Origin of the sequence: Zhongshania aquatica, assembly GCF_027257955.1 — a bacterium.
Taxonomy (GTDB): Bacteria; Pseudomonadota; Gammaproteobacteria; order Pseudomonadales; family Spongiibacteraceae; genus Spongiibacter; species Spongiibacter aquatica.
In genome coordinates, this window is the sequence record NZ_JANZNQ010000004.1 from 248,318 (window position 1) to 271,782 (window position 23,465).

General features: G+C 49.3%; 22 protein-coding genes. 11 read left to right on the forward strand and 11 right to left on the reverse strand.

Annotated elements, in window-relative coordinates; translation table 11 throughout:
- The first annotated feature begins 151 nt into the window (after positions 1-151).
- A complete protein-coding gene (locus tag O9X78_RS05950) occupies positions 152-1,219 on the forward strand; it encodes a hypothetical protein (RefSeq protein WP_269618698.1) in 1,068 nt (355 codons plus the stop codon).
- Positions 1,220-1,266: 47 nt separating this feature from the next.
- Here O9X78_RS05950 and O9X78_RS05955 read toward each other — a convergent pair whose 3' ends face one another.
- Entirely contained in the window at positions 1,267-1,671 is a 405-nt protein-coding gene (locus tag O9X78_RS05955) for a PaaI family thioesterase (RefSeq protein ID WP_269618699.1), read from the reverse strand.
- Positions 1,672-2,067: 396 nt separating this feature from the next.
- Between O9X78_RS05955 and O9X78_RS05960 the strand changes: the two genes are divergently transcribed.
- Together O9X78_RS05960 and O9X78_RS05965 are read left to right on the forward strand one after the other, a co-directional pair.
- Complete coding sequence (locus O9X78_RS05960) at positions 2,068-2,379, forward strand: AbrB/MazE/SpoVT family DNA-binding domain-containing protein (protein ID WP_269618700.1); 312 nt, start codon at positions 2,068-2,070, stop codon at positions 2,377-2,379.
- Positions 2,376-2,786 (forward strand): type II toxin-antitoxin system VapC family toxin, encoded by a 411-nt coding sequence (locus O9X78_RS05965; protein WP_269618701.1) that lies wholly within the window; start codon positions 2,376-2,378, stop codon positions 2,784-2,786. Before O9X78_RS05960 ends, O9X78_RS05965 begins: the two co-directional genes overlap by 4 nt.
- 196 nt (positions 2,787-2,982) lie before the next feature.
- Here O9X78_RS05965 and O9X78_RS05970 read toward each other — a convergent pair whose 3' ends face one another.
- Entirely contained in the window at positions 2,983-4,410 is a 1,428-nt protein-coding gene (locus tag O9X78_RS05970) for an aminotransferase-like domain-containing protein (RefSeq protein WP_269618702.1), read from the reverse strand.
- 138 nt (positions 4,411-4,548) lie between these two features.
- Between O9X78_RS05970 and O9X78_RS05975 the strand changes: the two genes are divergently transcribed.
- Genes O9X78_RS05975 through O9X78_RS06000 form a run of 6 tightly spaced genes read left to right on the forward strand, consistent with a single transcriptional unit; the run spans position 4,549 to position 8,038 of the window.
- A complete protein-coding gene (locus O9X78_RS05975; RefSeq protein WP_269618703.1) occupies positions 4,549-5,457 on the forward strand; it encodes an aminotransferase class IV in 909 nt (302 codons plus the stop codon).
- On the forward strand, positions 5,454-5,960 hold the full coding sequence (locus tag O9X78_RS05980) for a DinB family protein (RefSeq protein WP_269618704.1): 507 nt from the start codon (positions 5,454-5,456) through the stop codon (positions 5,958-5,960). Before O9X78_RS05975 ends, O9X78_RS05980 begins: the two co-directional genes overlap by 4 nt.
- Entirely contained in the window at positions 5,957-6,574 is a 618-nt protein-coding gene (locus O9X78_RS05985) for a LysE family translocator (protein ID WP_269618705.1), read from the forward strand. The genes O9X78_RS05980 and O9X78_RS05985 overlap by 4 nt, the downstream gene beginning before the upstream one ends.
- Positions 6,575-6,600: 26 nt before the next feature.
- Positions 6,601-7,029, forward strand: coding sequence for a PaaI family thioesterase (locus O9X78_RS05990; RefSeq protein WP_269618706.1), 429 nt, complete (start codon positions 6,601-6,603; stop codon positions 7,027-7,029).
- Between the two features lie 28 nt (positions 7,030-7,057).
- On the forward strand, positions 7,058-7,696 hold the full coding sequence (locus O9X78_RS05995; protein ID WP_269618707.1) for a cysteine hydrolase family protein: 639 nt from the start codon (positions 7,058-7,060) through the stop codon (positions 7,694-7,696).
- Between the two features lie 24 nt (positions 7,697-7,720).
- Positions 7,721-8,038, forward strand: a complete 318-nt coding sequence (locus O9X78_RS06000) for a DUF1330 domain-containing protein (RefSeq protein WP_269618708.1) — start codon at positions 7,721-7,723, stop codon at positions 8,036-8,038.
- A 30-nt stretch (positions 8,039-8,068) separates the two neighbouring features.
- On the opposite strand, the gene O9X78_RS06005 is transcribed toward O9X78_RS06000, so the two are convergent.
- From O9X78_RS06005 to O9X78_RS06015, 3 genes are all read right to left on the reverse strand, one after another.
- Complete coding sequence (locus tag O9X78_RS06005; protein WP_269618709.1) at positions 8,069-8,671, reverse strand: 2-hydroxychromene-2-carboxylate isomerase; 603 nt, start codon at positions 8,669-8,671, stop codon at positions 8,069-8,071.
- A 928-nt stretch (positions 8,672-9,599) separates the two neighbouring features.
- Positions 9,600-10,811, reverse strand: a complete 1,212-nt coding sequence (locus O9X78_RS06010; protein WP_269618710.1) for a helix-turn-helix domain-containing protein — start codon at positions 10,809-10,811, stop codon at positions 9,600-9,602.
- 5 nt (positions 10,812-10,816) lie between these two features.
- Positions 10,817-11,488 carry a hypothetical protein gene (locus tag O9X78_RS06015; RefSeq protein WP_269618711.1) on the reverse strand — a complete coding sequence of 224 codons (672 nt, stop codon included), beginning with the start codon at positions 11,486-11,488 and terminating at the stop codon, positions 10,817-10,819.
- 109 nt (positions 11,489-11,597) lie between these two features.
- Here O9X78_RS06015 and O9X78_RS06020 point away from each other — a divergent pair, with 109 nt between their 5' ends.
- The gene (locus O9X78_RS06020) at positions 11,598-11,810 is read left to right on the forward strand and encodes a hypothetical protein (RefSeq protein WP_269618712.1); all 213 of its coding nucleotides are present in this window, start codon (positions 11,598-11,600) and stop codon (positions 11,808-11,810) included.
- Positions 11,811-12,091: 281 nt separating this feature from the next.
- On the opposite strand, the gene O9X78_RS06025 is transcribed toward O9X78_RS06020, so the two are convergent.
- The 6 genes from O9X78_RS06025 to O9X78_RS06050 all read right to left on the reverse strand — a co-directional run bounded on the left by O9X78_RS06025 (position 12,092) and on the right by O9X78_RS06050 (position 21,544).
- Positions 12,092-13,330 (reverse strand): ribonucleotide-diphosphate reductase subunit beta, encoded by a 1,239-nt coding sequence (locus O9X78_RS06025; protein WP_269618713.1) that lies wholly within the window; start codon positions 13,328-13,330, stop codon positions 12,092-12,094.
- A 95-nt stretch (positions 13,331-13,425) separates the two neighbouring features.
- Entirely contained in the window at positions 13,426-16,320 is a 2,895-nt protein-coding gene (locus O9X78_RS06030; RefSeq protein ID WP_269618714.1) for a ribonucleoside-diphosphate reductase subunit alpha, read from the reverse strand.
- Between the two features lie 408 nt (positions 16,321-16,728).
- Positions 16,729-17,790: an ABC transporter ATP-binding protein gene (locus O9X78_RS06035; protein ID WP_269618715.1), complete on the reverse strand. Its 1,062-nt coding sequence runs from the start codon at positions 17,788-17,790 to the stop codon at positions 16,729-16,731.
- A gap of 198 nt (positions 17,791-17,988) precedes the next feature.
- A complete protein-coding gene (argF, locus tag O9X78_RS06040) occupies positions 17,989-18,903 on the reverse strand; it encodes an ornithine carbamoyltransferase (RefSeq protein WP_269618716.1) in 915 nt (304 codons plus the stop codon).
- Positions 18,904-18,931: 28 nt separating this feature from the next.
- Positions 18,932-20,122, reverse strand: a complete 1,191-nt coding sequence (locus O9X78_RS06045) for an acetylornithine transaminase (protein ID WP_269618717.1) — start codon at positions 20,120-20,122, stop codon at positions 18,932-18,934.
- 261 nt (positions 20,123-20,383) lie between these two features.
- Entirely contained in the window at positions 20,384-21,544 is a 1,161-nt protein-coding gene (locus O9X78_RS06050; RefSeq protein WP_269618718.1) for an iron-containing alcohol dehydrogenase, read from the reverse strand.
- A 232-nt stretch (positions 21,545-21,776) separates the two neighbouring features.
- Here O9X78_RS06050 and O9X78_RS06055 point away from each other — a divergent pair, with 232 nt between their 5' ends.
- A complete protein-coding gene (locus O9X78_RS06055) occupies positions 21,777-23,336 on the forward strand; it encodes a hydantoinase B/oxoprolinase family protein (protein ID WP_269618719.1) in 1,560 nt (519 codons plus the stop codon).
- Positions 23,337-23,465: the final 129 nt, after the last annotated feature.

A 23,465-nucleotide genomic window follows, 5' to 3' on the forward strand; every position in this document is an offset into this window, starting at 1 on the left:
TAGTTGTTACTTGCTAACTGCGACTATCATATATTTTGCGCCTCCTCGATTTGGCGTTGCTATGAGTGTTATAGCTAAATATTGCAGCCTGAAATGAGGCTGAAAGCCTAATTCTCTGTATAAAATCCAATTGAAGATTTTTGGTCGTTTGATGAATAAATTAAGAATTCTTGCAGGGCAAACCGCATTTGATCATATCCGGCAGCACGGCCTTCAACAGTCAGATGTCAGCGCCATTTTCGGTGCATCGGGCGCAGCTAAGTGGTTGGCGATATACGGATTAGATCGGGCGATATTTTCTGAATGGCTGACCGATATTGATCACCCCATTGATCTTTTTGGCACCTCTATCGGTGCCTTTAAACTCGCGGCGGCCTGTCGCCGTGATTCGGCGGCAGCCTTGGACATACTGGCCAATGCCTATATAGAGCAATCTTATCCACACGGTATTACGGCTGACTACATCGACAAGGAAACAAAAAAGATACTCGACCTTGTGCTGGGCGGAGGCGGTAGTGAAGAGATACTCTCCCACCCTCAATTTCGATATCACTGCGGCACGGTATTGGCGCGTGGTTTACTGGGTAGGGATGCTGTTTCTAGCCAGAAAATCGCGATGGTAAAGGCCTTCTTGCTAAGCGGTTTGGGCCGCAATGCCAATGTTAGAGCGATGGAGCGCGTCATTTTTTCCGATGTCAGGGCCAACGGCGCAGTGCGAGCGTCGGACCGGTATGTGACGCACTATGCCCAGCTGTCACCACAAAACCTGCACAGAGCGGTACAGGCATCGGGGTCGATTCCGGTGATTATGTCCGGTGTTAGCGACATAGCCGGTGGCCCTTCGGGGACTCATCGAGATGGTGGTTTGTTGGACTACCACCCGCTGCCGGGAAGTTTATGGCAGGGCGGGGGCATTGTGCTGTATCCGCATTTTTACACCGAAGCGATAGCGGGCTGGTTTGATAAATACTTCTCGTGGCGAAAAACGCCCGCTTCACAGTTAGATAAGGCTGTATTGCTAGCACCTTCAGAGGAATTCCTGGCATCCACTGAGTTGGGGCGCATTCCGGATCGTAGAGATTTTTTGCGCATGCAACATGATGATGCCAAGCGTAAACGGCTTTGGCAGGATTCAGCGACGCGCAGCCTGGAGTTGGGTGAGGAATTTTTACAGCTGGTTCAATCTGGCGATATTGCAGAGAGGGTAGAATTAATCTAAGCATGCCAAGACTTAGCGTTGCCGCTAAGCATTGACCGCCGTCGAGGCTATTTCGCTAACATTTTTAGTGTAGCGGTTGCGCAGAGCACCGTTCTATCCTCTACCGTTAGTGTGGCCCGGACAAAGGCCAGTTTGCGAGTGCGGTGAATGAGTTCACCGTGGCCGGTGAGTAACTCGCCAGCGTTTGCGGGGCCAATAAACTGATTGTCACAGGTCACGGTTACGCAGCCTTCCTCTGTCGATTCCAAGCCCGCCAGGCACAGAGTGTAATCGACGAACGCCATCAATACCCCGCCATGAACAATGCCGAACATATTGCAGTGCTTTTCCTGCAATTGCAGGGCGGTTTCTGACTTTGGCGCCATCGACTTGTAGAAAAAAGGACCGATATTGTCTTCGGCAGGATCTCCCGCCCAATGTTTGTAGCCTTCAGGGATCGAAGTCCATTGCATTTGTCATGCTCCTGTCAATTCGAGTAGAACGTTTAATGGGTGAGTCGGCGTTACTAGGTAGATCAGTATGGGCAACTGATATTACGTAGCTGTCAATCGCAAGGTCAACAGGAGGGATTTTACTCTGACCCCAATTTTTGCAACTTCCAAGGAAGTTTTGCACCTAGAGTAAAAAGATCTTCCATGATAGTGGATTTAGCCATCGCCGGTTCCTTAGCGGCTAGTGTTATAGATGTAGTTTGCGGTATGCCCTAGGTTACAGCAAGTCGGAATTGCGTGAACTTTCGTTGGGGTTTGAAAGATCCTGTCTTGGTGCCGACGTGCGTTTAGGCCCTTCCATAGTCTGATTCGATATTTGATTTTGGATTTAAATTATAAGTTAAAGGCCAGACTCTTATGGATAGCTATAAATTAGCGAAATATCCTTACCTATTGCCTTATGTAAAGCTTGTGTTATCTTTACTATATGTAAAATGTAAAGAGATTTGTGGCATGCCAAAAATCAGCGCAAAAGGGCAAATTACTTTGCCCGCAAGTCAAAGAGAAGCTATCGGTGTGAGGCCTGGTGATGAAATCGAAACCTTCGTCGTAGATGATCAGATCAATATCGTTAAGAAGGTTGCTGGAGCCGCAAGGGGGGTGTTGAAAAACGTCAAAGCAAAGGTCTCGATAAGCGATGAGCAATCAATGGAGTCTTTCTTGTCGTGATCGCCATTGATACCAATGTGTTGTTGCGGTACTTGCTCGAAGATGATCCTGTTCAATCGGCCAAAGCCGCCAAGTTGATTGGCGGTAGTCGCACAGTGCTTGTCACCGACGTGGTTTTAGTTGAAACGATATGGACGCTGAGAGGCAGGAAATATCAACTGGACAAGTCAGAACTGATTAAGGTGATCAAAGCACTCTTTCAAGAGCCCAATATTCGATTTGAAGATGGGCAGGCGACTTGGGCTGCTCTCGATCAGTATCGTAAATCTAGTGGCGCAGACTTTGCGGATGCGCTTATTGTAAACAAGACGAAGTTGATTGCCAGTAAACTAGGCGAATCATTCGAAGGGGTTTATACCTTCGATAAAGCTGCACAGAAATTGCCGGGAGCAAAAGAGCCCAAATAGGTGGAAAGCGAAATGCGCAGGGGGAATACATCGCGAAGTTGATGGCAAAACGAATGTGACCATCCTCGACTATGCTGATTTTGCCCTGCCGATGCTTCAGCGCATGTTCAAAAAAACGGAAAAAAGCTACAAGGCGATGGGTTATAAAATCTCATATTCTGGTAGCTAGAACAAAATTATTTGTGTACCCACGGACTTAAGATAATATTTTTCCTAAGAGCCGTATAGCCGGTTCTAGCATTGTTTCCCATGGTAATGCACAGTTGATTCTAAAATAATTTTTAAATCGTTGGTCGCTTGAGAATAGAAATCCGGGAGCGATACTTATTTTGTGTTCCAGCGCATTTTTGTAAAGCACTGTGGTGTCGAATTTTTCGGGTAGTTGAATCCATAGAACAAACCCGCCTCTGGGTTGAGAGGTTCTGGTTCCGTCAGGAAAGTTTGATTTTATAAGGTCGATACATTGACTTATATTTGCTGCGTAGTGCCGACGTATTTTGCGTATATGCTTGTCCATGTTGCCGTTGCGTAGATACTCGTCAAGCATCATTTGGTTGAGGCTTGAGCTTGCAATATTCTGAGTAAATTTAAGGTAGCTCGCTTTTTCTATATATCGTCCCGGTGATAGCCATCCGACCCGTAAACCGGGCGATACCGATTTGGAGAATGAGTTGCAATAGAGTACTTCGCCGGTGGTGTCAAAACTTTTATATGGGCTTGGTCGATGCCCGTCGAAGGCTAGATCTCCGTAGATGTCATCCTCTACCAGTGGAACATTATGTTTCTGAAGCAGCGATAAGAGATGTTGCTTTTCGTCAGTGCTTGGGCAGCTGCCAAGTGGGTTGCTAAAGTTACTAACGACGATACAGGCCTTAACGTCCCATTTTTGGCAGGCGTCATTTACTTTCTTTAAATCAATACCAGATTCTGGGTGGCAGGGGATTTCTATGGCCCGCAGGCCTAAGGTATCGACCGCTTGTAATAGGCCGTAGTAGGTTGGCGATTCCAATAAAACGACGTCGCCGGGGTCAGCTACACATTTTAGCGCGATACTCAATGACTCGTGGCAGCCGTTGGTAATTAGCACGTCTGATGCATCCACGTCACAGCCGTATCCCGTCATTCGGTGGGCTAAGGCTTGGCATAGCGATGGCAGTCCCGGTGGTACTTCGTATCTTAGTAATCCGTTGGCTTGTGTTCTGGCAACTTTAGCCGCAATGCGATGTAGGGCTTGCGCTGGGAAATAGCTTTCGTGAGGGAGGGCTGCGCCTAGTTGAATGAGCTTCTTGCTACCAGTGGACTGAATTAAATCTAATGCTAGTCGTTGACGTTGGATGAGTGTTGGCTTTAGCGACGTTTTGGGTTGGCTTTTTACGAGTTCTTGCGCGGGAGTGCTTCGCCATTTTACAAAAAATCCCGAGCGTGGCACGGCCTCTATTAAACCTTGGTTTTCTAGTAGCTTCTGTGCCTGAAGAATCGTATTCACACTCACATTGTAGTGTTCCGCTAGTAAGCGAGTTCCTGGGATTTTTTCATTTGCTTTGTAATGCCCAGATTGAATGAGCTTCATGAGCTGTTCGGCAACTTCCTCGTAGCGGTGTAGTTGCGGTGTTGTGATCGCCACTATCTGTGCCCCTAAAATATGTACTTAACTGTATCTGTACCCATTTCGTTATCAGATTACACTGCCTGTATCTAAGCGGCAATAGCTGCGCGTCTGTTGATTATCGTCAGCACAACAAATTAATCGAGGTAGAAGTAAATGCATCACGCCCACACAGTTACAGCCAAACAAGTTAAGCCACTTTGTTGGAAAAATGGCGCAGTGGTTGGTGCTGAGCATGCAGTGGTGCCGATATACGATCATGGTCTTCTTTACGGCGATGGATGTTTTGAGGGTTTGCGATTTTATGGCGGACAGCCTTTTCGCCTAGGCCGACATTTGTCGCGTTTACGTCGGTCGCTTAGCGCGCTGGATATTCAAATTTCTTATAGTGACGATGAGTTACAGGCTGGAATAGCCGAGTGTATTGAGCAATCAAATATGCCTGACGGTTACCTGCGGTTATTGGTTACGCGTGGTGAAGGCGATATGGGATTAAATCCCCGACATTGCGTTAGTCCTAACGTTTTCATAATTCCGGCGTCTTTGTCATTGGTTAGTGACGATACTCGGCAACGAGGCGTTAGCTTGATTACCAGTAGTGTTAAGCGAGCGGTTGGCACAGGTCTCGACTCCAGAGTGAAATCCTTGAATTATTTGCATTCTATTCTTGCGCGGGCAGAGGCAAATGCCGCCGGCGTTGATGAGGCGATTCTGCTCAATCAATTTGGTTTTGTCGCGGAGTGCAGTGCTGAGAATATTTTCATTGTGTCGGGTGGCAATTTGCTTACGCCACCTATTACGGATGGTGCATTAGAAGGAATAAGCCGTGAAATTATTCTATCCCTAGCTGCAGATAAGCAGATCCCGCACCGCGAACAGTCTCTGACAACTTACGATCTGTACAATGCTGATGAATGCTTTATTTGCGGAAGTGGTGCGAGGCTTATTCCTGTACGACAGATTGACGGCCGGATAATTGCCCAATGCCCAGGTGCGTATTATCAGAGCATGTTGGCGGGATATCAGGCGTTGATTAAAGCAGAGTGCTTTGTGGAGAGGGTATGATGTTTGACATACATAGCTACGCGATAAGCATGGCGACATATAATCAATGGATGAACGATAAGATCTACGCCATTTGTGCTGGCTTGAGTGATGATCAGCGTAAAGCGAACTGCGGATTATTCTTTGGTTCAATAGACAATACTTTAAATCATTTGCTTGTGTGCGACTTGATGTGGATGGCGAGATTTAACGAAAAGCAAGCGCCAGTTAGTAGCCTTACCCAAAGGCTCTATGAGAATTTTGCGCAGATGACAGAGGCAAGATTCCGCATCGATCGAGATATTCTCGTATGGGCGAAAAAACTGTCGGCATCAGCTCTTCCTGAGCGATTGTATTACTGTAGCCTAGCCAACAAGGAAACTCGGGACGTGGATTTGGCTAAAGCTATTGTTCATTTTTTTAATCACCAAACTCATCATCGAGGGCAGATAAGTGCTGGGTTGTCTCAGCTCGGCGTAGAGTTTGGCGTAACTGATTTGATATTTATGCCGGAGCAAGTATGACGTCCTTGCTCCCTGTTTTTATGTTTGCTGTCGCCTCGGTTATTACACCGGGGCCAAATAATGTGATCGTATTTAATTCTGTTTTGCATAAGGGTGTCCGGAAAACACTTCCCGTATATTTGGGGATTTGCGTTGGATTCCCCATTTTATTCATTATATCTGGTGTTGGTTTGGGTGAGGCTTTTCATGTTTACCCGATACTGCATGAGGTGCTGAAGATACTTGGCATTACTTACTTGCTCATGTTGGCATACAAAATTGCGACACAAGAAGATGACGTTAATATTAAATCAACTATCATCCCCTCGTCGTTTACCGGCGGTATGTTGTTTCAATGGATTAACCCAAAGGCTTGGGTCATTGCGATAGGTGGCATATCAACGTATACCCCGTCGGGTGCTGGGATTGTTGAAATTCTGAGTATTGCCGGCGTATTTCTATTTGCGACACTTGCTTGTATGGGATTTTGGCTATTAGTGGGGCATTCCGCAAAATCTTCAGTTAGTTCGGTGCGAGGTATGTTGGTAATGAACAAAGTGATGGGCACCGTGCTTGCTTTGTCTGTGGTGCCAGCAATCTGGGAAATATTAGCTCAACTTCAATACCAAGCCTGACAGCTTACAGTAATGGAAATGCATATATGAAAGTACAAGACGAACATTATAAAGATAGAACGGCGGCAAGCTTTTCGCGTCAAGCTGTAATGAAAACCTTGGATGCAAAATTGACAATCGATTCACCTGGGCGGGTGTCAATTAGCTTCCCGTTTAATGAAATATTCACGCAGCAGAAGGGCTTTATTCATGCCGGAATTATCAGCACTGTGCTAGATAGTGCCTGCGGTTACGCTGCTTATACCTTGATGTCGGCCAAGGCAGATGTGCTTACCGTAGAGTTCAAAGTGAATTTACTAAGACCAGCAAAAGGGAGCCACTTTACGGCGAGCGCCCATGTGGTAAAGGCTGGGCGAAGTATATCGGTAGTAGAGGCGACATTGCATAGTGCGGAGCTTGGAGAGCAAAAGCCAGTGGCGACAATGACTGGCACCATCATGACGATAGAAAAATAGCGTTTGAATTTGCGGGAGTTTAAACGATATGCACAACTATACGAGCATAAATATAAAGCGCAGTGCATTAATCATTATCGATATGCAAAATGATTTTGTTCTTGAGCACGGAGCAGCAAAAATTTCAGGAACCTTGGCTGTCGTGCCTGCAATGCAAGAGGCTGTGCAGGCTTATCGCGCTAAAGGCTTGCCTATTGCCCATGTTATTCGCATATATAAGGCCGACGGCTCAAATGTTGATTTGTGCCGACGGGCTGCCATTGAAGGCGGTGCGAGTATCGTCTTGCCTCATAGTGATGGAGCAGAGATTGTTGATAGCTTGAAACCGCAGCCGGACATCACGCTAGATGCTGAAAAATTGTTACGGGGTGAGGCTCAGCAAATAGCTAGTAATGAGTATGTCTTTTATAAGCCGCGCTGGGGTGCTTTTTATCAAACGAAATTAGAGCAGTTCCTAAAAGCACGTGATATAGACAGTTTAATTTTCATAGGCTGTAACTACCCTAACTGCCCGCGAAGCAGTATTTATCAAGCAAGTGAGCGCGATTTTCGGCTTGGCTTGCTTACTGACGCAGTCTCTCAGTTGTACCCAAAAGGGGAGGAGGAGATGAGAAATATCGGGGTTAATTTATTTTCTGTGCGTGAGTTGCTGGGATTGCTTGAATGACCGTATGACTAAGAGAGGTATAAAGTGAAGTATTATGCTGTTGCTGAAATAACTATTCATAGCACCGACTGGGTTGCATCATATGCTAAGTATGTAACTAAGCTTGTCGAAGCGGCTGGCGGAAAATACCTTGCAAGAACATCTGACGCGGAATTATTGGAGGGTGATGAGTGTGTAAAAAATATATCGCTGATTATCGAGTTCCCGTCAAAAGAGGCTGCGTACACATTCTATGAAAGTGAACAGTACGCCCCATATCTGGTATCACGAAAAGCGGGGTCAAGCGGTAGATTTATATTAGTTGCAGGAAAAGATGACGCTAATACCACTTCGAATGTGTAGAGCTCAAATGCAGAAGCTAAACAAGCGGTGTTAGGGGTATGTACCTAATGCAAAGCCAATGGCTTGCTCAACTCGATCACGCCCCCAAAACATTTCATTGCCTATCATTAGCGTTGGCGCGCCAAAGATGCCGGTAGACTGCGCTAACTCAGTTTGGATTCGGAGTTTTTGCTTGGCCTCTTCGGTATTAGACTGGCTAAGTATGTCTTGGCTATCCAAATTTAAAGACGCCAAAATTCGCGAAATCACCTTGGTATCAGATATATCAGCGTCGCCATAAAAGTTAGCAATAAACACCTGTTGAATGAAATCGAATATCCATGGTGCACTTTCAAATAGGCACGCTACTCTACTTGCCAATAATCCATTTCGCGGAAACATGCTAGGTCGTTTAAAGGGAAGGCTCTCTGCTTCGCAAATACGTTCCATATCTCGCCACATGTAACGCCCCTTTTCAGGGTAAACATTGAAGGGCGAATCGTTTAAGCCTTGTTCTTTGAAAACGGCACTAAGTAGAAACGGACGCCAGTGCACCGATATACCGGATGCGGTAGCCATATTGTTAACACGAAGAATTGCGGGGTAGCTGTAAGTACTGGCGAAATCAAACCAGAAATCGATGGTCTTTCTCATGAGTTTTATATTTCAGAAATATATTAAAGTCCGTTAGCTCATAGAATTTATGGTATTTCGCTAATAAAGTGTAGAGTTATATCTAGTAATTCAAATTTAATTTTTCGAGAGTCGACCTTGCTGCGGAATTGGTGGCGGAAGCGCGGCATCTTTATATTTTACTATTATCTTGAAAAGGTTTAGCGAAACTGCTTAGTCAGTCATCAGGTTTGCTAAAGTCATAGCTAGGTATTTGCTTGACGAGCCGAATAAGTTGATTCGGTTGATCGAATAGCTCTTTACTTAAGTGATTGCTCGACTGCTTATGCATCGTAGCCATGCGCCAAAATTAAATTGCGCGCCATTGCACTAACGACAAATAACGGGATGCCTAAGTCGCCAGCGATAGGTAGGTCGTTTCAAAGTTCTACTAAACCAGCCGGAAGCTTAAGTTTTAGGTCGTAGCAAGTCGGGACTAGGTAGACGCTTTCAGAATCTTGAAAGGTAGCTCTGACTTAGACGGGTGTTCATGATCATCATAGTCTGATTAGATATTTGATTTTGGATTTAAGTCTTAAATTAAAGACTTGAACCTCACTGATTCTCAAAAGAGTGCAAATAAATCAATAGAGTTATATCATTCAATTTTAGTTGAAAAAAGTAGCGGTAATTTAACATGCCACAGTCTAGTGCTTACTGCTTTAACTTAGCGGCCATTCGACAATGGTTTCATCGATTTCAATGATTCTGACCCCATTGGTTCCATGAGCTCATGGCCATCCATAGGATGATCTGATCTTTGGGTTTGAATCATAAATCAAAGACCTGACCCTCTCGGTTGAGCCGGCGCCTAAACAAGCTTAACTTAGTGCTATTCGACTCTGACCCCATTGATACTGGATGCTGAGTACGTGGGTACGAAATTGGACGCAGATGACGCAAAGCCGAATCATTTCGGCTTTGGAAATTGAACAACACTACCCTGATTGCTATTAGAAGGTTTGTTTTTACTATCTTTAAAAGAGACCTTCAGTTCAACCAAGTTGTTTACTTGGGTTTCATGCGAAAAGTACCCTGACTCAAGGCCGCATAGGGTTTCAAGAAGGTACTCAGGAAGTCCAAGCTGATGAGCGAGATCCGGTTTAGTGTGTACCTTCTGGTCTACCAACATTTTGACTGCTCTATTGAGTAGGCGAGGTTGCTCAAGCCAAATTTGATCATCGTATGGTTCGCCTCTTATCCATCCTCTTGCTGAGCGCCCTTTGAAAAGCCTTAGCTTTTGATCGTCATCTATAATATCCAACTGATAACAACGCATTACCATTGCCGCGACGGAGACCTTCCAGCGTGGCTTCAGCGACAATAGCGTTTCAAGCGTTGGCCAGCTAACTTCAGACGCAAACGATTCTGCAGGAAGAAGAAAACATCCAGCAAACAAGTCTGCTTGCCGCTCTATCTGTTTGTAGTATTCTTTAGAGCGAAATGTTGCGTCATCGACATTGCGATGAAGTACTAAATGTCCAAGCTCATGAGCTGCGTCAAACCTGTTTCGAATTCCATTCGCTTTGTCAGAAGACACAAAGACATATGGCCGGCCATCTAGTTGGCTCCAGTGTGAAACGCCATCCATTTTCAAATAGCCAAGTTCATCTCTGGCAAAAATTACACCGGCATTTTCGATTGCAAGAACCACGTCCTCAATCGGTCCTAGCCCTAGTCCCCAAGCTTTTCTGCACTCCAGAGCAAGAGCCTCAATTTCTGAGTCAGTGATCGTGAGGAAGCGGCCTTCTGAAATAGATGGAATGTTAACGTTAGGCCAGCTCACCCATTTGGCCAATGTGGTGGCAAGTTCAGCGACCAAATCGAGCCGTACTCTCGCCATGTCTCTAGCAACCTTGGTGGCACTTGCTAGTGAACGATAAAAATAGGGCTTTTCTCCATGGTCAGGAACGTCTTTTAAAAACCAGTTTACTGGAAATTTAACCGCGCCACTTAATGATCTAAGTTTGTCCTCTTCGGGGGCTTGATTGCCTTTTTCCCAGTTTGATATTGTCGCCTGAGAAACACCAACAAGGGCCGCTAATGCGACCCTTGTAATCCCAAGCGATTCTCGAGCCTGAATTAATCGATCAGGCTGGAAACCACTTACGCCGGTTCTCATAATTTCTACTCCGATTTATCACTCGACCGCTTTTCTTCTTTTTGTAGGTCATTACGTAACCTTGGCCAAGCGAGGTCTACTTGCATTGAAGCTGCGTTAGCCTCTTGGCCGTATTCTTTAATTAATTCTTTCAATGGTATTTCAAGGTGGTAACCGAGCCAGTCGGTGTACGGTACTGTTATTAGAATTTCAGCTGGTTGTGACTGATCTTTACCTGCGGCTCCAGGATGAAGGACAACGGCTACGACATGAAGTGCATCATCCATCTTTGGTGGCGGAGCTTTAAAAAAATCATATGTAGTGGGTTCTAGTATGGCGTTCTTCTGGCTCAACATACTTCTGTGTCTTGCTGGGCGTGCCCATTGATTTTGATGAAGTTCGATATGGCTCAGGGTGATGTTCCCCGCGCAAATTACAATATACTGCTCACCCTTCGGAACAGTCTGTAACACAGAGGGGCTACCCTCGGCGAGTACGCCAGCTAAAGCGTCATCAACATAGTAACGTCTTTGGTATGACCTCAATCGATTGGGGCTTGTGTTTTTGCAGTCCTCTACAGCGCTATGATGAGCTTTGGCGTAAGCCGTACGGATAGCGTCCTCAACGGATAAGAATAAGTCTTTGCCTACATTTGAGGTGATGTATCTAACGAGGCGATTTTTGAGACTTGATTCCATCAGTTGCACACCTGTTGATTTAGTTAAGCGGAATTTTATCCTTATTTATTTCGTTTATCAAGTTTTGATGCTAGGATCATACGTAATGGCAATTTAAGAGGGTACTGATATGGCTAGAAAGCGAGTTTCGGTTACTAAAGAGTCGCATAGCGGCCGTAATCAGCAGTTTCATGACAATTTCAAAGATAAAGATATGTCTAGAGCTCAGTTTGTAAGAGAGATCAAGAGCGGTGGGTACGATAATTATCATGTACGCAAGATCAATGGCGTTGATACACCAGTTTCAAACCCTGATGCTAGTAAAAACAACAATTTAGATTGATAGTGGGTGAGCAAAGATATGGTCAAAACGTGAAAAGCCCCGACACTTTCGCACAGGGGCTTCTAATCAGTCGCCATTTTGCGAGGGCATCACCACTTAGGGATCAGTGGGGTCAAGTCTTTGATTTATGATATACGCGCACTTGAATGATTTTCAGTACTGTAGATCTGTCCGCCAATACCAGTCTTTTTAAGTGAAGAAGGCCGCTAAATAGCGGCCTTCGGGAATCATTGCTAGTGACAAAATGTCTCTCTAGTGAGAATTGCCGATGGTTGCTTACACTACCAAGTCAACGCCCCACCAGTCTGATACTCAATCACCCGCGTTTCAAAGAAGTTTTTCTCCTTACGCAAATCCATAATCTCGCTCATCCATGGGAATGGGTTTTGCGCGCCAGGGAATTGTTCTTTTAAGCCGAGTTGGCTTAGGCGGCGGTTGGCGATGAACTGGAGGTATTCTTCCATCATGGCGGAGTTCATGCCGAGTACGCCGCGTGGCATTGAGTCGCGGGCGTATTCGATTTCTAGCTGCATGCCTTCAACGATCATTTGGGTGACTTCGCCTTGGAATTTTTCGCTCCAGAGGTGTGGGTTTTCTAGTTTGATCTGGTTGATCATGTCGATGCCGAAGTTCAGGTGCATAGACTCGTCGCGGAGTATGTACTGGAACTGTTCGGCGATGCCGGTCATTTTGTTGCGGCGGCCCATAGACAGTATTTGGGTGAAGCCACAGTAGAAGAAGATGCCTTCTGTTACCGCATAGAAGCCAATCAGGTTGCGAAGCAGTTCCTGGTCGGCTTCTGGGGTGCCGGTGTGGAATGTTGGGTCGCCCAGTGCGTGGGTGTGTTGCAGGCTCCACGCGGCCTTTTTGGCGATGGAGGGCAGTTCGCGGTACATATTGAAGACTTCGGCTTCGTCCATGCCCAAAGACTCTACGCAGTATTGGTAGGCGTGGGTGTGGATGGCTTCTTCAAAGGCTTGGCGCAACAGGTATTGGCGGCACTCTGGGTTGGTGATGTGGCGATACACCGCTAATACGAGGTTGTTGGCAACCAGCGAGTCGGCGGTTGAGAAGTAGCCCAGTGAGCGCATGATAATGCGGCGCTCGTCGTCGGTTAGACCTTCTGAGTTTTTCCACATGGCGATGTCGGCGGTCATGTTCACTTCTTGCGGCATCCAGTGGTTGGCGCAGCCGTCGAGGTATTTCTGCCATGCCCAGTCGTATTTAAATGGTACGAGTTGGTTTAGGTCTAGGTGGCAGTTGATGATGCGCTTGTCTTCTACGCGCAGACGCGCGGCGCCCATTTCCAGTTCTTCTAAACCGGCGGCAACGTCTAGGTGTTCGATAGCGGCATTGGCTTTTTCGAGTACGGTTTGATCAGCGATGCTGACGCCGTCTTCGCTGTTCATGGTGTTCAGTGCCGCGCTAATGACGGGCTCGGCGGTTGTTGGTGCTTGGGGTTTGGCAGCCGGCGCTTTTGCGGGTGCTTCGTCTTTGTCGAAATCGTCCCAACTTAACATTTTATAACCTCAATTCTTTATGTGTGTTGCTTTGTATTTTTCGTCAGACGCCAGACATCCGGCGTCCAACCAAGGGGCCAGCGGCCCCTGCGCACTTATTGACAGGCTTCGCAGTCTGGATCGTCCAGCGAGCAGGCCAGTGGAACCGGCGCAGCTTGCGGTGCAGCGGCAGACGCGGTGGCGGCTGCTTTTGGTGCTGATTGTGACGATACCTTGTTCATTGAGCCTTGAGAAACCGTTGATTTCTCGGTGGAGCTAGCGGCCAATGCGCGGAGGTAGTAAGTGGTTTTGAGGCCACGGTACCATGCCATGCGGTAGGTGATGTCGAGCTTTTTGCCAGATGCGCCAGCGATGTATAGGTTTAGCGATTGGGCTTGGTCCAACCATTTTTGACGGCGGCTTGCGGCGTCTACCAACCAGCGCGGCTCAACTTCAAATGCGGTGGCGTACAGCGCTTTCAGATCGTCTGGAATACGGTCGATTTTGCTCACCGAACCTTCGTAGTATTTGAGATCGTTGACCATGACCGCGTCCCAAAGGCCGCGTTCTTTTAGGTCTTTTAACAAGTAGGGGTTCACTACAGTGAACTCACCAGACAGGTTCGATTTCACGTACAGGTTTTGGTAAGTCGGCTCAATAGACTGTGACACGCCAGTGATATTCGCAATGGTTGCGGTAGGCGCAATCGCCATCACGTTTGAGTTACGCATACCCTGTGCTTTCACGATGGCGCGTAGACTGTTCCAGTCTAGTGTTTCGCTGCGATCTACTTCGATGTAGTCCGCGCCGCGCTCTTCTACCAAGATGCCGACAGAGTCGATAGGCAGAATGCCACGGCTCCACAGTGAGCCTTCGTAGCTTTGGTAAGCGCCGCGCTCTACTGCCAAGTCGCTTGAAGATTTAATCGCGTAGTAGCTGATGGCTTCCATTGAGCGGTCGGCAAATTCCACGGCCTCGTCAGACGAGTAGGGAATGTGTTGCTTGTATAGCGCGTCTTGGAAACCCATCAAACCCAGACCAACAGGGCGGTGTTTGAAGTTTGAGTTTTTCGCTTGTGGCACGCTGTAGTAGTTAATGTCGATGACGTTATCGAGCATACGTACTGCGGTTTTAACGGTTTTCTCTAGTTTGACTAGATCTAGGCCGTTGTCGCCAATGTGCTGGGCTAGGTTAACCGAGCCGAGGTTACAAACGGCGATTTCATCTTTGCTGGTGTTCAGGGTGATTTCTGTACACAGGTTAGATGAGTGAACCACGCCAACGTGCTGCTGAGGACTACGCAGGTTGCATGGGTCTTTAAAGGTAATCCATGGGTGGCCTGTTTCAAACAACATAGACAGAATTTTGCGCCATAGGTCGGCCGCTTTTACGCGTTTGAATAGTTTGATTTCACCGGTGCGAGTCATGGCCTCGTATTCTTCAAAGCGCGTTTCGAAGGCTTTGCCATACAGGTCATGAAGATCAGGTACGTTGTTTGGTGAGAACAGGGTCCACTCGCCGTCTTGGAAAACCCGCTTCATGAACAAGTCAGGAATCCAGTTGGCGGTGTTCATGTCGTGGGTACGACGACGGTCATCACCGGTGTTCTTGCGCAGCTCAAGGAATTCTTCAACGTCGATGTGCCAGCTTTCTAAATAAGCACATACCGCGCCTTTGCGTTTGCCGCCTTGGTTTACTGCCACGGCGGTATCGTTAACCACTTTTAAGAAGGGCACAACACCTTGTGATTTGCCGTTGGTGCCTTTGATGTAAGCGCCCAAGCCGCGAACCGGTGTCCAGTCATTACCCAGGCCGCCGGCAAATTTAGACAGCATGGCGTTGTCTTGAATGGCACCGTAAATGCCGTGCAGATCGTCTGGCACAGTGGTCAGGTAGCATGAAGACAGCTGTGGACGCAGTGTGCCGGCGTTGAATAGCGTCGGCGTAGAGCTCATATAGTCGAATGAGCTAAGCAGGTCGTAGAACTCAATGGCGCGGGCATTGCGATCTTCTTCGTTCATTGCCAAACCCATGGCAACACGCATAAAGAAGATTTGTGGCAATTCAATGCGCACTTCATTGCTGTGAATAAAGTAGCGGTCGTACAGGGTTTGCAGGCCCAGATAATGGAACTGCATATCGCGCTCAGGCTTGATGGCGGCGCCCAGTGCGGCAACGTCGTATTCGGTTTCTAGACGCGGGTCCAGTAGCTCTAGCTCAGCGCCTTTAGCTAAATAGGCGGGCAGGGCTTGTGGGTAGTAAATGGTCATGTCGTGCTGGGTGGCACTTTGGGCAATGTTCAAAAAGCTCAAGGATTCAGCGCGCAATTTATCTAGCAGCAGGCGGGCGGTGACCAAGCTGTAGTTGTGTTCTTTTTCCACCATGGCGCGGGCGGTGATGACCAGAGAGGTATTGACCTCATCTTCTGGTACACCGTTATAAAGGCTTTTCAGCGCTTCTTTCTGGACGGCTGCGGCAGAGACATCTTTAAGGCCTTCGCAGGCTTCTTGCACGATGAATTCTAAGCGGCCTAGGTCAAGTGGCGACTCGCTGCCATCGGCGTGCTTAACGCGAATGCTGGGGTGTACTTTTTCGCCAACAGGCGCTAATTGGCTGCGTTCTTCAGCACGGGCGGCGCGATACAAGACGTAGCCACGGGCGATTTTGTGTTCGCCGCTGCGCATTAGCGCTAGCTCTACTTGGTCTTGAATTTCTTCAATATGAATAGTGCCGCCAGAGGGCATGCGGCGCTTAAAGGTGGCGCTAACTTGGTCTGTCAACTTGGCAACAGTCTCGTGTATACGAGTCGATGCTGCAGCATTGCCGCCTTCTATTGCTAAAAAGGCCTTGGTGATAGCAACACTGATTTTGTCGTCAGTGTAGGGCACCACGGAACCGTTGCGCTTTATTACCCGCAATTGGCCTGGAGCTGTGGCTTTAAGTTCTGCTTCATTGTTTTGGTGCGGGGGTATGCCTGTGGCACTGGTGGTGCTGTCTTGTTGGGTTTGCATGATATCTCCGGGCCCTTGCTGGATGTCCTTGAAATTGTTCTGTGGCAGTTTTCTGCGCTTGCTCTTTTACCCAATTGCGGGAAAAAGGTGTTGTACAAAGCCTCAATAACCTAGAAACGTGGTTTCAGTGCGGATGTATCATCCGTTGTTATTTTGGTTGGGCTGAAACCCTATATATGGGGCTTGGCTGAAGCTGGGATACAAGATAATGCGGTTTGCTTAAGTTCGCAAGCACTAGATGCTGTGTGTTTTCTGTGGATAAAGTGTCGGTAAGTGGTGTGCAAAAGCTGTGCAAAGATTGATATGCCCACATCATGCGGGTTTCCGAGAGATTGCTGGCGGCGTTAGAGGGCTTGTGGGGCGGTAGACGGATTGTGCATAAGAACAGATTTTTTATACCTTAAAACCTTAGGTAGTGCCCTGCTGTAATTCTTCGCGGCTGAAGATGATTAAATGGTCGGCTTCGGGGTTGATTTGTACGGTTTCTTTAATGGCGTAATCGCGATGGCTGGGCAGTAGTGCTTCCACTCGGCTGCCGGTGGGCAGGCTTAATGTGTAGAGGGTGGCGCTACCAGAAAACACCTTCTTTTCTATGGTGGCAGTAATGCCGCCAAAATCACTCAGCACTATATCATCGGGACGCAGCAGCACCTCGACGGGTGTGCCCTCTGGCCAATGGTAGGCGCGGTTTCCCATGAGGGTGCCGAGTTCGGTGGTCACGGTGTTGGCTTCGGCGCCGATGACACCAGGCAAAAAGCAGCCCTCGCCAATAAAGTTGGCGACAATGCGGTTGCTGGGTTCGTGGTAGAGATTGAAGGGTGTGTCCCATTGTTGGAGCTGTCCAGCGGAGAGCAGGCCGATTTGATCGCTAAAGGCAAAGGCTTCCTGCTGATCGTGGGTGACCAGAATCGCGCTGATGTGCAGTTCTTTAAGAATGTCGCGCACTTCGAGACTGAGGCGCTTGCGCAGTTCGGCATCTAAGTTTGAAAAGGGCTCGTCCAATAAAAGTAGGTCTGGGCTCGGTGCAAGAGCGCGGGCAAGGGCGACACGTTGCTGCTGCCCGCCCGACAGCTCATGGGGGTAGCGGTGGGCGATACCCTCTAATTGCACCAGGTTTAGCAGACGCTTTACCGTGCTATTTTGCTGAGTATGGGATTGTTTACGCAGACCAAAGCGGATGTTGTCCTTCACATTTAAATGAGGGAATAGGGCGTAGTCTTGAAACACCATGCCGATATTGCGCTGCTCTGGGTCAATTATTTTTTTGGGTTCGCTCAGACAGTTTTCGCGAAGAATAATTTTGCCGTGGCTGAGTGGCTGAAAGCCTGCAATGGCGCGTAGTATGGTGGTTTTGCCGCAGCCGCTGGGGCCAAGTAAGCTGCAGATGTCGCCGTCGTTAACGTGAAAGCTGACCTTGTCGACGACGATGTCGCTTTCGTATTGGCATTGGATTTCGTGAACTTGCAGCATGGGGGTTAGCTTCTGGCGCCCGTGGCGACTGATGGCTGGTCGAGGTACTGGGTGGTCTGAGGTCTGATGTCAGGCGTCTGACGAGAAGTCTCGGCTGCACCGATTTCGCAGCATTGCGCGACAAAGTCGCGCTCGCTTTTGCATCCGACGTCCGACGTCCGACGTCCGACCAGCAAAACGATGCCGCCCAACATGAAATTACGCGCTGGCCTCGTTCAGAAGAAACTCCAGCAAAGCCTTTTGCGCATGCAGGCGATTCTCGGCCTCATCCCAAATAACCGTGCTTGGGTCATCCATTAATTCAGCACTGATTTCTTCGCCACGCTTGGCGGGTAGACAGTGCATATACAACGCATCGGGGTTGGCTAAATTCATCAGGGTTCGATTGATTTGGTAGCCAGACAATTTGCGACGGCGCTCTGCTTTTTCTTCTTCTTGGCCCATTGAGGCCCACACGTCAGTAACCAACAAATCTGAATTGCGCGCGGCATCGACTGGGTCGCGAACGATTTCAACGTGGTCGCCGGCGGCGGCTACTAGGTCGGCGCGGGGTTCAAAGCCCTCTGGGCAGGCGACCATTAATTTAAAGTCCAGCATCATGGCGGCTTTAATGTAAGACTGGCACATATTGTTGCCGTCGCCAATCCAGGCGACTTGCTTACCCTTCATGCTGCCACGGTGTTCAACAAAGGTTTGAATGTCGGCGAGCAGCTGGCAGGGATGGTAGTCGTCGGTGAGCGCGTTGATGACGGGCACGGAAGAGTTTGCCGCAAAGCGCTCGATAATGTCGTGCTCGAAGGTACGAATCATCACAATGTCGCACATCGATGAAATAACCTTGGCGCTGTCTTCTATCGGTTCGCCGCGACCGAGTTGGGTGTCGCGCGGCGATAGAAAAATGGCGTGGCCGCCCAAGTGCGCCATGCCCGCTTCAAAGGAGATGCGAGTGCGGGTAGAGGCCTTTTCAAAGACCATACCCAATACGTAATTAGGAAATTGAACGCTGGTTTTGCGGGCTTTATGTTCTGCCTTGAGTTCGATGGCGCGCTGGATCAATTGCTCCAGTTCGGCGGGACTCAAATCCGTGAGGGTCAAAAAATGTCTTAAGGCCATTCGGCTTACCTTTACTGCTGAACCGGCATCACGCCGCGCTGCCCTGATCCGCCCACGCTAAAATTAGCGGGCAAAGGATCGAGAGCAATTCATCAATTTCCTGTTGGTTAATAATTAGTGGTGGTAGTAAACGTACCACCCGCTCTGATGTCACGTTGATCAGTAGGCCTTTCGCCAGCGCTTGTGTAACTAGCGGCGCGCAGGGCGTAGTCAATTCTATGCCAACCATAAGGCCTTGGCCCCGCACTTCTTTTACATGCGCGGCCGATTCAAGTTGTTTTTTCAAGCCCGCAATTAGGTAGCGACCGCTCTCTGCGATTTGCTCAATCATATTATTGCTGGTTAGGGTGCTGACCACGGCAAGGCCTGCAGCGCACACCAAGGGGTTGCCGCCAAAGGTTGAGCCGTGATTGCCGGGGTGGAATAAGGATGCGGCTTTACCGTGGGCAAGGCAGGCACCAATAGGTACACCGTTGCCAAGACCTTTAGCCGTTACGACCACGTCGGGCAGGATGCCGCTGTGCTGGTAGGCAAAGTATTTGCCGGTCCGGCCATTGCCAGACTGTACTTCGTCTAGCATTAATAGCCAGTCGTGCTTGTCGCATAGCGCCCGTAGTTGCGCGAGGTATTCCGGCGGCAGTGTGCGAATGCCACCTTCACCTTGAATAGGCTCAATCAATACCGCGGCAACGCTGTCGTTGTTATGGGCGATAGTTTCCAGCGCGGCGATGTCGCCATAGGGCGCGCGGATAAAGCCGCGGACCAACGGCTCGAAGCCGACTTGAATTTTACGGTTACCGGATGCGGTCAAGGTGGCTAGCGTCCGGCCGTGGAATGCTTGCTCCATCACGATCACGTGTGGAATTTCTATATTGCGGTTGTGGCCGTGCATCCGTGCCAGCTTGATGGCCGCCTCGTTGGCCTCGGCGCCAGAGTTAGAGAAAAACACATTGTCCATGCCGCTAACGGCGCACAGTGCTTCTGCCAACTGCTGCTGTTTTTGCACCGAGTATAAATTAGAGGTGTGCAAAAGCTGACCCGCTTGGGTTTGAATCGCTTCAGTAACCGCTGGGTGTGCGTGGCCGAGTGCATTCACGCCGACACCACTAATGCAATCTAGGTAGCGTTTGCCCTCTGTATCGAACAGTCGCACACCTTCGCCCCGGGTAAATGTTACCGGCAGGCGTCCGTAGGTGTTCATTAGTGCGGGCTGTGACATCAACAGTTCTCCGTACGCCGCGTGCATTAAAAGTGCAATAATCGGCGTAAAAAAGCAGTGTAAAGGATTTAAAACGCAAAAAGGCAGCTAGAGCTGCCCAGTCAGACTCTCAATAATATAAGGAACTACGCGGGATTTCTAGGCCTTAAGGCCGGAAAAACGCTTAACGTAACAATTATCGTAGCGAGCATTGACTTACCTTTCAGCCCCCAATTTGCAATGGTTTGTGTTGTGGCCACAATAGTGAGTTACCACAATCCCTCAGCTACCCCAAACGGTTTGGTAAAGACTTGCGATTTGCGCGGCGTCGGGAATGAGTGGGTTGTTATTTGGGGAGCCAGAATCAAGCGCCTGTTGGGCCATGGTCGGAATCGCATCATGCCATTGTGCTTTGCTAATACCAAAGCTGGCCGGTGTCGGAACTTGCAGGTCTGCGCAAAGCTGGCGTAGTCCGGCTACTAATTTCTGATTTGCTAATTCGTCACTATCGCTCGCCTGGGCGAGTTGCATGGCGCGGGCACAGGTGGCGTAGCGAGCGGGTGCGCCGCTAATCGACCACGCGCTAATGTCGGGTAATAACATGGCGTTGCTCATACCGTGGGGAACATGGAATAGCGCGCCTATTGGGCGGCTCATACCGTGAATAAGGGTAACCGAGGCGTTGGAAAAGGCGATGCCGCCTTGGGTCGCCGCGAGCATCATGGCTTCCCGTGCCTCGCGGTTGTCCGGTTCTTTGCAGGCAGTGGGCAAATGTTTGGCAATGGCGCTCATCGATGCCAGTGCAATGGTGTCGGTAAAGGGATTTGCCTTACGGCTTACATAGGCTTCTAAGGCATGGCATAGACTATCAATGCCGGTGTCTGCAGTGAGGCGTAAGGGCATGGTCATGGTGAGTTCAAAATCCACCAGCGCTGCGACCGGCATTAGCCCGAGGCCCATGCACAGCATTTTTTCCTGGGTTTCGGTGTCGGTAATAACGGCGACGCGAGTGGTTTCTGACCCGGTGCCGGCGGTGGTGGGAATAGCAATAATGGGCAGGCCGTCGTCTAGAGTTTGCGGTACTTTATAGTGGCGAATGGGCTGATCGCGACGCGCCATCGCGGCGATCGCTTTTGCGCTGTCGATGGTGCTGCCGCCGCCAAGCGCGACGACACAATCGTGATCGTTTTCGCGCAGTACGGCTAGGCCTGCGTAAATTGCGTCGGTGGTTGGGTCTGGCACAACGCCGGTAAAACGGCGGTGGAAAATACCCTCCTTATCGAGTTGCTGCTCCAAGGTCTCTAGCCAGCCAAGGCTAACAATAAAGGCGTCGCTGACTAAAAGTGGGCGAGACAGGCCGAGTTCCTTTAACGTGGCAGGCAGCATTCGGCTGGCTTCAGCGCCGATGCGCATAATGCGTGGCAGATTAATATTGCTCGTCATGATTGTATTCTCATTATTGTCAGAGGCTCATTTAATAGGCTGAGCAGCGAAATTACAATTTAGCTTTTGTCTAATCTAAGATGTCAGGCGCTAGTCGGCGTTAAATCACGCCTAATGGATTGCTGTGGCGTTGGTTTGGCGCTCTTGATGCGATCAGTGATAATGACGTCAATCGTCATCTTGCTTGCGTTGCGCAGCAGCAAGGCTACCTAGAAAATTGAAGAGTATATTTATGTCTCAATCCCACATGCTCGATCCGGTAAAGCTCGGCCTGTTCGTGAGCCGGTTGGAGTCGGTGTGCGAAGAGATGGGCGCGGTACTCCAGCGCGCAGCGTTCTCACCAAATATCAAAGATCGCTTGGATTTTTCCTGCGCTATTTTCGATGCGTCTGGTAATTTGTGCGCACAGGCGGCTCACATTCCCGTGCATCTTGGCAGTATGGCTTATGCCATGGCCGATATTGTGAACACCTGCGAATGGCGTTCAGGGGACATGATTGTTGTTAATGACCCCTTTTTGGGCGGCACCCATTTACCTGACGTTACCGTGATTGCGCCGTTCTTTGATAATGGCGGCGAATTGCTCGCTTTTATAGCTAACCGCGCGCATCACGCAGATATCGGCTCGTCGACACCGGGTTCTATGCCGCTGTCCCAGCACTTGGAGGAGGAGGGGGTGATCATTCCTCCGACCTGTTTGGTGCGCAATGGTGTGCTAGATACTGCGCTGTTAAATACGTGGTTTGGCGATGGCCAGCATGGCGATTTTATTGCGCAGGTCAGTGCTAATCGCAGTGGCTTGCTGCGCCTAAGTGAGGTCATTTCGGGTTTATCGTTGCCATTTGACGCGGCGGTGGCGCAAGTACAGGACTATGCCGAAGGGATCGCGCGGCGCCGACTGGCAGAGTTACCTGTAGGTCGATATCACTTTACCGACTACATGGATGACGACGGCTTTGGCAATGCAAATTTGCCGATAGTCGTGAGTATCGAATTAGCGGCAGAGGGTGTGCTGGTGGATTTTGCCGGCACTGCCGCGCAGGTATCGGGCAATATAAATTGCCCTTTGTCTGTTGCCGCCGCGGCGGTGTATTACGTGTTTCGCTGTTTGATGCCGACGGAGGTGCCGGTTTGTATGGGCTTGTTTCGGTCCATCAGTTTGACGGCGCCAAGTGGCTGTTTGCTTAATGCGCAACGCCCCGCTGCGGTTGCGGCTGGTAACGTAGAAACCTCCATGCGTATTACCGATGCGGTATTGGGCGCCTTAGCGCAGGCTGTTCCTGCGTTGATACCGGCGGCAAGCCAAGGCAGCATGAACAATGTCGCTATGGGTGGCCGAGTGGATTCGCGCGGCGATAAAGAAACGTGGAATTACTACGAAACAATCGCCGGGGGAATGGGGGCGCACGCTGACGGGAATGGTTTGAACGCTGTGCAAAGTCATATGACCAATACCCTTAATACGCCGGTTGAAAGTTTAGAAATGCATTATCCCCTGCGCATGCGCAGATATGCACTGCGCCAACAATCCGGTGGTGAGGGGCTTCATGCTGGAGGAGAGGGTGTGATTAGGGAGTTTGAGTTTTTGGCGCCTACTCAGTTTACCTTGCTAACCGAACGTCGCTCCATTGCACCCTGGGGTTTGGCTGGTGGCGACGATGGTCAGGCGGGACGTAACGCTTTTAACGGTCAGCCCCTGCCCGCAAAGATCAGCATGTATGCCAATGTTGGCGACGTACTTACCATCGAAACGCCCGGCGGTGGTGGTTGGGGGAGAGCGTCGGAGGTCTGAAGTCGGACGATCGGCAGAGCGCTTAATGCTGGACGGGAGATGGGAGGCGCTGAGACCGTTGGAGGTCTGGTGTCGGATGACTGACGATAAAGTCAAAAGCAGTCCTCGGCGTAATTCAGTGTCACTGGC